At 67.4% G+C, this 11,877-nt stretch carries 10 protein-coding genes and 1 pseudogene; 5 read left to right on the forward strand and 6 right to left on the reverse strand.

The window, feature by feature from the left end:
- The 4 genes from QZ772_RS05665 to QZ772_RS05680 form a co-directional block, all read right to left on the reverse strand.
- A partial coding sequence (locus QZ772_RS05665) for a branched-chain amino acid ABC transporter permease (protein WP_295523929.1) occupies positions 1-469 on the reverse strand: 469 nt, incomplete at its 3' end.
- A gap of 214 nt (positions 470-683) precedes the next feature.
- Entirely contained in the window at positions 684-1,916 is a 1,233-nt protein-coding gene (locus QZ772_RS05670) for a branched-chain amino acid ABC transporter substrate-binding protein (RefSeq protein ID WP_295523911.1), read from the reverse strand.
- Between the two features lie 182 nt (positions 1,917-2,098).
- Entirely contained in the window at positions 2,099-3,334 is a 1,236-nt protein-coding gene (locus QZ772_RS05675) for a branched-chain amino acid ABC transporter substrate-binding protein (protein ID WP_295523913.1), read from the reverse strand.
- A gap of 132 nt (positions 3,335-3,466) precedes the next feature.
- The gene (locus QZ772_RS05680; RefSeq protein ID WP_295523915.1) at positions 3,467-5,098 is read right to left on the reverse strand and encodes a 3-(methylthio)propionyl-CoA ligase; all 1,632 of its coding nucleotides are present in this window, start codon (positions 5,096-5,098) and stop codon (positions 3,467-3,469) included.
- 196 nt (positions 5,099-5,294) lie between these two features.
- On the opposite strand from QZ772_RS05680, the gene QZ772_RS05685 reads away from it, so the two are divergent.
- From QZ772_RS05685 to QZ772_RS05705, 5 genes are all read left to right on the forward strand, one after another.
- Positions 5,295-6,788, forward strand: a complete 1,494-nt coding sequence (locus QZ772_RS05685; RefSeq protein WP_295523917.1) for a YdiU family protein — start codon at positions 5,295-5,297, stop codon at positions 6,786-6,788.
- Positions 6,785-7,207, forward strand: coding sequence for a peptide-methionine (R)-S-oxide reductase MsrB (msrB, locus tag QZ772_RS05690; protein WP_295523919.1), 423 nt, complete (start codon positions 6,785-6,787; stop codon positions 7,205-7,207). The genes QZ772_RS05685 and msrB overlap by 4 nt, the downstream gene beginning before the upstream one ends.
- Before the next feature lie 30 nt (positions 7,208-7,237).
- Positions 7,238-7,786, forward strand: a complete 549-nt coding sequence (locus QZ772_RS05695) for a septation protein A (RefSeq protein WP_295523921.1) — start codon at positions 7,238-7,240, stop codon at positions 7,784-7,786.
- The gene (locus QZ772_RS05700) at positions 7,783-8,058 is read left to right on the forward strand and encodes a BolA family transcriptional regulator (protein ID WP_295523923.1); all 276 of its coding nucleotides are present in this window, start codon (positions 7,783-7,785) and stop codon (positions 8,056-8,058) included. The genes QZ772_RS05695 and QZ772_RS05700 overlap by 4 nt, the downstream gene beginning before the upstream one ends.
- Before the next feature lie 108 nt (positions 8,059-8,166).
- On the forward strand, positions 8,167-8,946 hold the full coding sequence (locus QZ772_RS05705; RefSeq protein ID WP_295523925.1) for a peptidylprolyl isomerase: 780 nt from the start codon (positions 8,167-8,169) through the stop codon (positions 8,944-8,946).
- Positions 8,947-8,997: 51 nt separating this feature from the next.
- Here QZ772_RS05705 and QZ772_RS05710 read toward each other — a convergent pair whose 3' ends face one another.
- Positions 8,998-9,546 carry a hypothetical protein gene (locus QZ772_RS05710; RefSeq protein ID WP_295523927.1) on the reverse strand — a complete coding sequence of 183 codons (549 nt, stop codon included), beginning with the start codon at positions 9,544-9,546 and terminating at the stop codon, positions 8,998-9,000.
- 31 nt (positions 9,547-9,577) lie between these two features.
- Positions 9,578-11,770, reverse strand: a pseudogene (purL, locus tag QZ772_RS05715) (phosphoribosylformylglycinamidine synthase); the annotation flags it as partial.
- Positions 11,771-11,877 lie beyond the last annotated feature (107 nt).

The following is an 11,877-nucleotide window of genomic DNA, read 5'->3' on the forward strand; positions in this document are numbered from 1 at the left end:
CGGGGTGCTTGAGCGCGGCCTGGATCACCAGCCCGATGCGGGTACGGGTGAGCAGCAGCCAGACGGCCACGAGCATCAGCAATGCGACGAGCATGATGAAGGAGCGCGACTTGGGGAACTGCGTGCCGTACAGCGTGAAGAGCGGCCCCTGCAGCGCCTCGGGCAGGCCGTAGGGCACCGTGGAGCGGCCCCACACCAGTTGCACCACCTCGAGGATCAGATAGGACAGCCCAAAGGTGACCAGCAGCTCCGGCACATGGCCGAACTTGTGCACCCGGCGCAGGCTGTAGCGCTCGAAGGCCGCGCCCAGCGCGCCGACCAGCAGCGGTGCGACGAACAGCGCCGGCCAGAAGCCGAGCACGCCAGAGAGCGTGTACGCGAAGTAGGCACCCAGCATGTAGAAGCTGGTGTGCGCGAAGTTGAGCACCCCCATCATGCTGAAGATGAGGGTCAGGCCGGAGCTGAGCATGAAGAGCAGCAGCCCATAGCTCACGCCGTTCAGAAGAGAGATGAGAAAGAATTCCACTGTCGTCGAGCCTCAGGAAAACATCCGGCCCCGGGACCGGAGGCAGTCTCCGGCGGGCGCGGTGAGCATGGCCGGCGCGGTGCGCCGGCGGGCAGCGGAGGGGTGGCATCCGGGCCGGCGCGCGGCATGCCGGCGCGGCCCGTGCTACCCGACGGTATCAGGAGGGCCGCTTCATCTGGCAGCTGGTGGGCGTGCTGGCCACATAGGGCTCGTAGTACTTGACCGGCGCCAGGGTGTAGCCCGTGTTCTCGGGGCTGTAGGGGTACTTGGCGCTGGCCTTTTCCCAGCGGGTGATCCACAGGCCCTGCTGCAGCTGGTGGTCGGCCTTGCGCATCTCGACGTCGCCATTGAAGCTCTTGAACTTCATGCCTTCCATGGCGGCAGCGACCTTCACCGGGTCGGTGGACTTGGTCTTCACGAAGGCGTCGGTCAACATGGAGAAGGCCGTGTAGATCACGGTCGTGTACATGTCGTCGTTGAACTTCTTCTTGTAGGCCTCTGTCAGCGGCTTGATGGGGCCGTCGGCGTTGTAGTGGCTGTAGCCCACCTGGTAGACCTTGCCGTCGGAGGCGGCGCCCATGGCCGTGGGCGTGCCGCTGGTCACGGCGTAATAGGTGTAGTACTTGACGTTCAGGCCCGCGTCGTTGCCGGCCTTGATCAGCAGCGCCAGGTCCGAGCCCCAGTTGCCGGTGATCACCGTGTCGGCGCCCGACTGCTTGATCTTGGCGATGTAGGGCGCGAAGTCGCGCACCTGCGCCAGCGGATGCAGGTCGTCGCCCACGATCTGCACGTCGGGCCGCTTGCGCGCCAGGTTCTCCTTGGCGAACTTGCTGACCTGCTGGCCGTGCGAGTAGTTCTGGTTGATCAGGTAGACCTTCTTGATGTCCGGCTGATCCTTCATGTAGGTGGTCAGCGTCTCCATCTTCATGGAGGTGTCGGCATCGAGGCGGAAGTGCCAGTAGCTGCACTTGCTGTTGGTGAGGTCGGGGTCCACCGCCGCGTAGTTGATGTAGACCACCTCCTTGCCCGGGTTGCGCGCGTTGTGCTTCTCGAGCGCGTCCATGATGGCAAGCGCCGGGCCGGAGCCGTTGCCCTGCACGACATAACGCGCGCCCTGGTCCATGGCCGAGCGCAGCGCGGCGGTGGTCTCCTGCGGGCTCAGCTTGTTGTCGATGCCGATGATCTCGAACTTGACGCCGGCCGCGTTCTTCTTGTTGAACTCCTCGGCCAGGAACTGGAAGGTCTTGAGCTGGTTGGTGCCCACCGCCGCCATCAGGCCCGACAGCGGGTCGAGCCATGCGATCTTGACGGTCTCGCCCTGCTGGGCGAAAGCGGGGGCGCCGAAAGCCAGGATGCAGGCGGCGGCAGTCAGGTTGAAAGAGGTCTTCAAGGCATGTCTCCTGTGTGGTGTCCCGGGTGCCGGAACTTGCACGAGCGTACAGTGCTTCACTGCGCGCTCGCTAGGGGAAAGCCCCGCGATTCCCCTCTGGAGAAAGCCTTTTCTATCACCCGGGCGACAGCCGCCGCCGCACCATTTCTACCCTTGGGTAGCACACGACTGGTGCATGCGCGTCAGGGCCGCTTCATCTGGCAGCTGGTGGGCGTGCTGGCCACGTAGGGTTCGTAGTACTTGACCGGCGCGAAGGTGTAGCCGGTGTTCTCCGCGTCGTACGGATACTTGCCGCCAGCCTTCTCCCAGCGGGTGATGTACAGGCCCTGCTGGAGCTGGTGGTCCGCCTTGCGCATCTCGACCTCGCCGTTGAAGCTCTTGATCTTCATGCCCTCCAATGCCGCGGCCACCTTGACGGGGTCGGTCGACTTCGTCTTCACGAAGGCGGCGTCGAGCAGGGCGAAGGTGTGATAGATCGAGTTCTGCGTCATGTCGTCGTTCATGCGCTTCTTGAAGTCGGCCATCAGCGGCTGGATGGGCGGGCCCATGTTGTAGTGGCCATAGGCGACCACATACACCTTGCCGGCGGCCGAGGCGCCCATCGCCGTGGGCGCACCCGAGCCGAAGGCGTAGTAGGTGTAGAACTTCACCGTGTCCAGCAGGCCGGCGTCGTTGGCGGCCTTGATCAGCAGCGCCAGGTCGGAGCCCCAGTTGCCGGTGATCACCGTGTCGGCGCCCGACTGTTTGATCTTTGCGATGTAGGGCGCAAAGTCGCGCACCTGCGCCAGCGGATGCAGGTCGTCGCCCACGATCTGCACGTCGGGCCGCTTGCGCGCCAGGTTCTCCTTGGCGAACTTGCTCACCTGCTGGCCATGCGAATAGTTCTGGCCGATCAGGTAGACCTTCTTGATCTCCGGCTGGTCCTTCATGTAGGTGGTCAGCGCCTCCATCTTCATGGAGGTGTCGGCGTCCAGTCGGAAGTGCCAGTAGCTGCACTTGCTGTTGGTGAGGTCCGGGTCCACTGCGGCGTAGTTGAAGTACACGACCTCCTTGCCGGGGTTGCGCGCGTTGTGCTTTTCCAGCGCGTCGATGATGGCCAGCGCCGGGCCGGAGCCGTTGCCCTGGGTCACGTAGCGCGCGCCCTGGTCCATGGCCGAGCGCAATGCGGCCGTGGTCTCCTGCGGGCTCAGCTTGTTGTCGATGCCGATGATCTCGAACTTGACGCCCGAGGCATTGGTCTTGTTGAAGTGCTCTGCCAGCAGCTGGTAGGTCTTGAGCTGGTTGGTGCCGACGGCGGCCATGAGACCCGAGAGCGGGTCCATCCAGGCGATCTTCACGGTCTCGCCCTTCTGGGCGAAGGCGCTGGTGGCCATCACGGCCAGCGCGGCGGCAGCAAGGTGCTTCAAGCGGACATTCATCGGTGTTGTCTCCGGGGGTTGGGTCCGCGCAGCGTAGCCACCGGGCCGCCGCCGGCGCTCAGGGAACACCCGAAAAAAAGGCCGCGGATGCGGCCTTCCCTATCGCGCAGGCGACAGCCCGCCGTGAATGGCTCAGAGCCCCGGCAGCTTGTAGTCCTTGAGCAGCTCGCGGATGCGCGTCTTGAGGATCTTGCCGGTGGCACCCAGCGGGATCGCGTCGACGAAGACCACGTCGTCCGGAATCTGCCACTTGGCCGTCTTGCCCTCGTAGAACTTGAGCAGTTCCTCGCGCGTGACCTCGGCGCCGGCCTTCTTCGCCACGACCACGATCGGCCGCTCGTCCCACTTGGGGTGAAACACGCCGATGCACGCGGCCATGGCCACGGCCGGGTGCGCCACGGCGATGTTCTCGATGTCGATGGAGCTGATCCATTCGCCGCCGGACTTGATCACGTCCTTGCTGCGGTCGGTGATCTGCATGAAGCCGTCGGCGTCGATGGTGGCCACGTCGCCGGTGGGGAACCAGCCGCCCCCGCGCAGCGGGTCGCCGCCCTCGCCCTTGAAGTACTCCTTGACGATCCACGGGCCCTTGACCAGCAGGTCGCCGTAGGTCTTGCCGTCCCACGGCAGTTCCTCGCCGTCGTCGCCCACGATCTTCATGTCCACGCCGAAGATGGCGCGGCCCTGCTTCATGCGCAACGCCAGCTGCTCCTCGGCAGGCAGCGACAGGTGCTTGTTCTTGAGCGTGCACAGGGTTCCCAGCGGGCTCATCTCGGTCATGCCCCAGGCATGCAGCACGTCCACGCCGTACTGCTCGCGGAAGGCGTTGATCATGGCCGGCGGGCAGGCAGAGCCGCCGATCACCGTGCGATTGAGCTTGCTGAACTTGAGACCCTGCGCCTGCATGTGGCCCAGCAGCATCTGCCAGACCGTGGGCACGCCGGCCGCGAAGGTCACGCCCTCGGCCTCGATCAGCTCGTAGACCGACTTGCCGTCCAGCGCCGGGCCGGGAAACACCACCTTGGCGCCCACCAGCGCCGCGGAGTACGGAATGCCCCAGGCATTGACGTGGAACATGGGCACCACCGGCAGCACCGAATCGCGCGCCGACAGGCACATCACGTCGGGCAGGCAGGCGGCGTACGCGTGGAGGATGGTCGAGCGATGGCTGTAGAGCGCGGCCTTGGGGTTGCCCGTGGTGCCGCTCGTGTAGCACATGCTGGAGGCCGAGTTCTCGTCGAAGCTGGGCCAGTCATAGGTATCGGCCTGGCCCCCGATCCAGTTTTCGTAGCTGACGAGGCCGGGAACGCCGCTGTCGGCCGGCAGCCTGTCGGCATCGCACATCGCCACCCATTTCTTCACCGTCGGGCAGCGTGCGTGCACGGCCTGCACCAGCGGCAGGAAGCTGAGGTCGAAGCACAGGATCTGGTCTTCGGCATGGTTGGCGATCCAGGCGATCTGGTCGGGATGCAGGCGCGGGTTGATCGTGTGCAGCACGCGGCCGCTGCCCGAGACGCCGTAATACAGCTCCAGATGGCGGTAGCCGTTCCAGGCCAGCGTGGCCACCCGGTCGGAGAAGAGAAGCCCTTCGGCCTCCACGGCGTTGGCCACCTGGCGGGCGCGGCGTGCGCAGTCGGCCCAGGTGTAGCGGTGGATGTCGCCCTCGACACGGCGCGAGACGATCTGGCCGTCGCCGTGATGGCGCTCGGCGAACTCGAGCAGGTTGGAAATGAGCAGGGGGCGGTCTTGCATCAGGCCCAGCATGTGGGAGGCTCCTTGGTGGCGAAGGCGAAGGGGATCGTGTGTCGCATGGCTGCGTGGCAGCCCGGCCGTCGGATGCTGGCGCCGGGCGCACCGGCCATGGACAAAGCCGGCCGAGTATTGCGCAGTGCAGCATGCGCACCGCATCGGGAATCCCCGTAAATCCAGCGGGCGAAAGGGCTTCACGGACAATTCGGCGATGAGTTCCCTGCCCTCGTCCAGCGCTCCCGCCACCGGCACGGAGCGCCAGGCCGCACCGCACTGGCGCGAAGGTTTCGCCCGACTCGGCCCGGCCTTCCACACCCGCCTGCGTCCCACGCCCCTGCCCTCGCCGACACTGATCGCCACCAGCGAGCCGGCCCGGGAGCTGCTTGGCTGGTCGCGCGAATGGCTCGAATCCCCTGAAGCCCTGCAGGCGCTGGCCGGCAATGCCGTACTCGACGGCAGCGATCCGCTCGCCACGGTCTACAGCGGTCATCAGTTCGGCGTGTGGGCCGGCCAGTTGGGCGACGGCCGCGCCATCCTGCTCGGCGAGACCGACAGCGGCTTCGAGGTGCAGCTAAAGGGCGCCGGCCGCACGCCCTATTCGCGCATGGGCGATGGCCGGGCCGTGCTGCGCTCCAGCATCCGCGAGTTCCTGTGCAGCGAGGCGATGCACGCCCTGGGCATTCCCACGACGCGGGCGCTGGCCCTGGTCGGCTCGCCGGCCCCCGTTGCCCGCGAAAGCATCGAGACCGCCGCCGTCGTGACGCGGGTTGCCGCGAGCTTCATCCGCTTCGGCCATTTCGAGCATTTCTCCGCCCGAGGCCAGCACGACGAGCTTCGCCAGCTGGCGGATTTCGTCATCGACCGGTTCTACCCGGACTGCCGCAGCGACACCCGCTTCGGCGGCAACGCCTACGCCAGCCTGCTCAATGCCGTGAGCGAGCGCACGGCGGCGCTCATGGCGCAATGGCAGGCGGTGGGCTTCTGCCATGGCGTGATGAACACGGACAACATGTCCATCCTGGGCCTGACCATCGACTACGGCCCGTTCCAGTTCCTGGACGGATTCAACCCCGCCCACGTCTGCAACCACAGCGATTCCCAGGGCCGCTATGCCTACAACGCCCAGCCCAACGTCGCCTACTGGAACCTCTTCTGCCTGGCCCAGGCGCTGATGCCGCTGATCGGCGAGGAAGAACTGGCGCTGGCGGCCCTCAAGTCGTACCGCGAGGTGTTCCCGCTGCGCTTCGAGGCCGCCATGCTGGCCAAGCTGGGCCTGGCCCAGCCCGTGGCCGGCGACGCCGCGCTGCTGGAGGCGCTGCTGCGCGTGATGGCGGCCGAGCGCATCGACTGGACCATCTTCTGGCGCCGCTTCGCCCACTACCGCGCCGGCGGCCCCGCCGACCCGCTGGACGACCTGTTCGTCGACCGCACCAGCTGGCGCCACTGGCTGTCGGCCTTCGAGCGCCGGCCGACCGAGGCCGACGCGGCGGCGGCCGTCGCTACACTGCGCGCCAATCCGCGCTTCGTGCTGCGGAACCACCTGGGCCAGCAGGCCATCGAAGCCGCCCAGAAGGGCGACTTCTCCGGCGTCCACACCTTGCTTGCGCTGCTGGAGGCCCCATTTGACGAGCATCCCGGCATGGACGCCTATGCCGACTTCCCGCCCGACTGGGCATCTGCCATCGAAATCAGCTGCTCCTCATGACCGAACCGACCATCCGCAAGACCGACGCCGAGTGGAAGGCCCTGCTGGCCGAAAAGGGCGCCGAGCCCGTCGCCTTCAACGTCACCCGCCATGCCGCCACCGAACGCCCCTTCACGGGCAAGTACGAGGCCCACTGGGCCGACGGCAGTTACCACTGCATCTGCTGCGGCGCCAAGCTGTTCGACTCCGACACCAAGTTCGACGCCGGATGCGGCTGGCCCAGCTTCTCGGCCGAGGCCGTACCGGGTGCCATCACCGAGCACGTCGACCGCTCGCACGGCATGGTGCGCACCGAGACCGTCTGCAGCCAGTGCGGCGCGCACCTGGGCCATGTCTTTCCCGACGGCCCGGCGCCCACCGGCCTGCGCTACTGCATGAACTCGGCCTCGCTCGACTTCAAACCTGAAGACGCCGAATAAGCCACCCCGAAGGCGCCATCCTCTCTTTGCATGAAAGCCCTGCTCGATTTCCTGCCGATCGTCCTGTTCTTCGGCGCCTTCAAGTTCTACGGCATCTACGTCACCACCGGCGTGTTGATGGCCGCCACGGTGGTGCAGATGGCCATCGTCTACGCCATGGAGCGCCGGCTGCAGCCCATGCAGAAGGCCACGCTGGTGCTGATCCTGCTCTTCGGCGGCCTCACGCTGGCCCTGCACGACGACCGCTTCATCAAGTGGAAGCCGACGGTGCTGTACGGCGCCATGGCCCTCGCCCTGGCGGTGGCGTTGTGGGGCATGGGCCGCAACGTGCTCAAGATGCTGCTGGGCAGCCAGCTGGTGCTGCCCGACCGCATCTGGCGCCGCCTGGGCGTGGCCTGGGTCTTCTATTGCGCCTTCATGTCGGCCATCAATGCCTATGTGGCGCTGTACTTCAGTACCGACGCCTGGGTCAACTTCAAGCTCTGGGGCTACGTCTTTCCCATCGCCTTCCTGGTGGCGCAGGGGCTGTATGTCGCGCCTCATCTGCAGGCGCAGCCCGGCGACAAGGAATCGGCATGAGCACCGACGCAGACCTGCCGCGTGTCGACGAACTCGAGGCCGCCCTGCGCGCGCAGCTGCAGCCCACCCATCTGGAAGTGCTGGACGAAAGCGCCGCCCATGCGGGCCATGCCGGCGCTGGCGCGGCGGGCTGGGGCACCCACTTCCGTGTGCGCATTGCATCGCCGCTTTTCGCGGGCCGCACGCGGGTGGCGCGGCATCGCCTTGTGTATGATGCCGTCCAGCCTTTTGTTTCACGCGGCCTGCACGCGATCGCCATCGAGACACTTTGAGCAAGCGCTGCGCCGGTCCCACCGGCACCTGCCGCCAGGCCTCTTTCCCCCTCCCCTCCATCGGCCCGATTCCGGCGCCAATCCGACCCTCCTAGCCGTTTTCCGATCATGAAAAAACAAGTGCTCCACGTCCTGGCCGCTGCCGCGCTGGCGGCTTCGCTGCCTGCCCTGGCGCAGAACGCCGCCATCGTCAACGGCAAGCCCGTACCGAAGGCACGCATGGAGGTGCTGGCCCAGCAACTGGCCGCCGCCGGCCGGCCGGTGACGCCCGAAATGCAGGACCAGCTGCGCGAGGAAGTGATCACGCGCGAAGTCTTCATGCAGGAAGCGCAGAAGCAGGGCCTGGACCGCAGCGACGAGTTCAAGGCGCAGATGGAGCTGGCCCGCCAGGCCATCCTGATCCGTCAGCTGTTCGACAACTACCGCAAGACCAACCCGGTCACCGACGCCGAGATCCAGGCCGAGTACGACAAGATCGCGGCGGCCAACAGCGGCAAGGAATACCACGCCCGTCACATCCTGGTGCCGACCGAGGAGGAGGCCAACAAGATCCTGGCCGAGCTCAAGAAGGGCGCCAAGTTCGAGGACCTGGCCAAGAAGTATTCGAAGGACCCGGGCTCCGGCGCCAATGGCGGCGACCTCGACTGGACCACGCCCGCCAGCCTGGTGCCCGAGTTCTCGCAGGCCATGGTCAAGCTCAAGAAGGGCGAGACCACCGCCGCCCCGGTCAAGTCCGAATTCGGCTGGCACATCATCCGCCTGGACGACACCCGCGACATGCAGTTCCCCAAACTGGACGAAGTGAAGGCCCAGCTGACGCAGCAGATGCAGCAGCAGAAGCTGCAGAAGTTCCAGGAAGAGCTGCGCAGCAAGGCCCGCGTCGAGTAAGCGCACCGGCCGTCCCCAGGCGGCCACGACGGGCAAGTGACGCCCGGCCTGTCAGTTCATGAATCGTGGCCCGGATGCTTCCTGCGTCCGGGCCGTTTTGTCGTCTGGGGCGACCAGGCCCCATCCACCGCGCTCCGCGCCCTGCACCAGCAGGGTCTGCAAGGCAGTGGCCGCCGCAGCCGGCACATTGAGTTCCACGTCGCGTCCGTCGGTCGTCCGCCAGCGGATGGTCAGTTGCCCGGCCGCCTCCGCACCCACCGGCACGCTGAGGGTCACCTCGCCCACCACGGGCACGGCGCCTTGCAGGAGGGACGCCGCGCCGGTGGCCGTCTGCGGCGGCGTGGCGAAGTCAGCCTCGCGCAGCGCCTGGGCACGCGCCGATTCGGCCAGCAGATCCGCCGCGCCATCCGGCAAGGGAACCGCGCCCCATTCCGCAGCGACATGGGCGCGCGAGACGGCCTGATGCAGAGGTCCGTGAAGGGCCAACAGCAGCCGGCGGGTGATCCACAGCGAGGTTCGTTCGCCCGTCTGCGCGACCAGGTGCAGCAGCAGCCGGTCCTCCGGCGCGACGTACTCGACGGTGATCTGGTGCAGTTGCATGGGCGCGAGTATGCGCGCCCCGCGCTGCCGGTCAGCCCACCCAGCGACGCGCGTTGCGCCAGATCTCCATCCAGGGGCTGCGCGCTGCGCGGTCGCCCGAGGTCCAGCTCATCTGCACGTTGCGGAACACACGCTCGGGGTGCGGCATCATGGCCGTGAAGCGGCCGTCGGCCGTGGTCACTGCGGTCAGGCCGCCCGGGCTGCCGTTGGGGTTGAGCGGATAGCGTTCGGTGGGCTGGCCCGCATGGTCCACGAAACGCATGGCCGCGATGGCGCGGCCGGCGTCGCCGCGAAGACGGAAGTCGGCATAGCCCTCACCATGCGCGACGGCGATCGGCACGCGCGCGCCGGCCATGCCGGCGAAGAACAGGCTGGGCGAATCCAGCACTTCCACCTGCGACAGGCGCGCCTCGAAGCGCTCGCTGCGGTTGGTGGTGAAGCGCGGCCAGTCCTGCGCACCCGGGATGATGTCGGCCAGCTCGGCGAACATCTGACAGCCGTTGCACACGCCCAGCCCGAAGGTGTCGGTGCGGCCGAAGAAATCGCCGAACTGCTGCGCCAGACGCGGGTTGAACGTGATGCTGCGCGCCCAGCCGATGCCGGCGCCCAGCGTGTCGCCGTAGCTGAAGCCGCCGCAGGCCACGATGCCCTGGAAGCGTGCCAGATCGGCGCGGCCGCTCTGCAGGTCGGTCATGTGCACGTCGACCGACTCGAAGCCGGCCTCGTGGAAGGCGTAGGCCATCTCCACATGCGAATTGACCCCCTGCTCACGCAGGATGGCCACGCGCGGCCGGGCACTGCCCACGAAGACAGGTGCAGTGCCGAAGCCTTCCGGCAGGTGCAGGTGCAGCCCGGTGTCGGCCGGGTCGCCGGCGGCGGCGTGCTCGGCATCGGCGCAATCCGGGTTGTCGCGCTCGCGGCAGATCTTCCAGCTCACGCTGTCCCACACCTGGTGCAGATCGGAAAGCGTCGCGCTGAACACGGCCTTGGTGTCGCGCCAGACTTCCACCTTGCCCTTGCCGGCATCGATGGGCGAGCTTTCGGGGCGGGTCTTGCCGACGAAATGACTGAACACCGACAGGCCGTGCGCCCGCAGCGTCTGCATGACCTCGTTGCGCTCGGCCGTGCGCACCTGCAGCAGCAGGCCCAGCTCTTCGTTGAACAGCGCCTTGAGCGTGAGCTCCTCGCGGCGGGCGCTGACCTGCTGAGCCCAGTTCTTGGCGTCGCCGGTTTCCATTCGGCTGTCGCTGATGCCGTCGCCTTCGGTGATGAGCAGGTCGACGTTGAGCGACACGCCCACATGGCCTGCAAAGCCCATCTCGCAGGCGGCGGCGAACAGGCCACCGTCGCTGCGGTCATGCAGGGCGAGCAACTTGCCCTCAGCGCGCAGCTGGTTGACGGCGTCCACCGTCTTGACCAGCAGTTGCGGGTCGTCCAGGTCGGGCACGCGGTCGCCGGTCTGGCCCAGCACCTGGGCCAGGATGCTGCCGCCCATGCGGTGCTGGCCACGGCCCAGGTCGATCAGCACCAGCGTGGTGTCGGCCTCCTGCGCGTCGAGCTGCGGCGTGAGCGTGCCGCGCACGTCGTCGACGCTGGCGAAGGCGCTGACGATCAGGCTCACCGGCGAGGTCACCTTCTTCTTGTCGGTGCCCTCGGCCCATTGCGTGCGCATCGACAGCGAATCCTTGCCGACGGGAATGGAGACGCCCAGCGCCGGGCACAGCTCCAGGCCGACGGCCTTGACCGTCTCGTACAACGCGGCGTCCTCGCCCGGCTCGCCACAGGCCGCCATCCAGTTGGCGGACAGCTTGACGCGCGCCAGTTCGATGGGCGCCGCCAGCAGGTTGGTGATAGCCTCGGCCACGGCCATGCGGCCCGATGCGGCGGCGTCCATGGCGGCCAGCGGCGTGCGCTCGCCCATGCTCATGGCCTCGCCGGCGAAGCCCCGGAAGTCAGCCAGCGTGACGGCGCAATCGGCCACCGGCACCTGCCAGGGGCCGACCATCTGGTCGCGGTGCGTCAGGCCGCCCACGGTGCGGTCGCCGATGGTAACCAGGAAGCGCTTGGAGGCGACGGTGGGATGGGCCAGCACCTGGATGGCGGCCCGCTGCAGGTCCACGCCCGTGAGTTCCAGCGGCTTGAAGTTGCGGTGGATGCGGGCCACGTCGCGGTGCATCTTGGGCGGCTTGCCCAACAGCACGTCCATGGGCATCTGGACGGGTTGGCTCCCTTCCCCGCTGGGGGAGGGTTGGGGTGGGGGCCCGCAGCGGCCGCTGCTGCCCCCATCCCCACCATCCCCCAGCGGGGGAAGGGGCAAGACCACGTCGCCGA

The sequence above is a fragment of the uncultured Pseudacidovorax sp. genome, assembly GCF_913773995.1.
Taxonomy (GTDB): Bacteria; Pseudomonadota; Gammaproteobacteria; order Burkholderiales; family Burkholderiaceae_C; genus Xenophilus.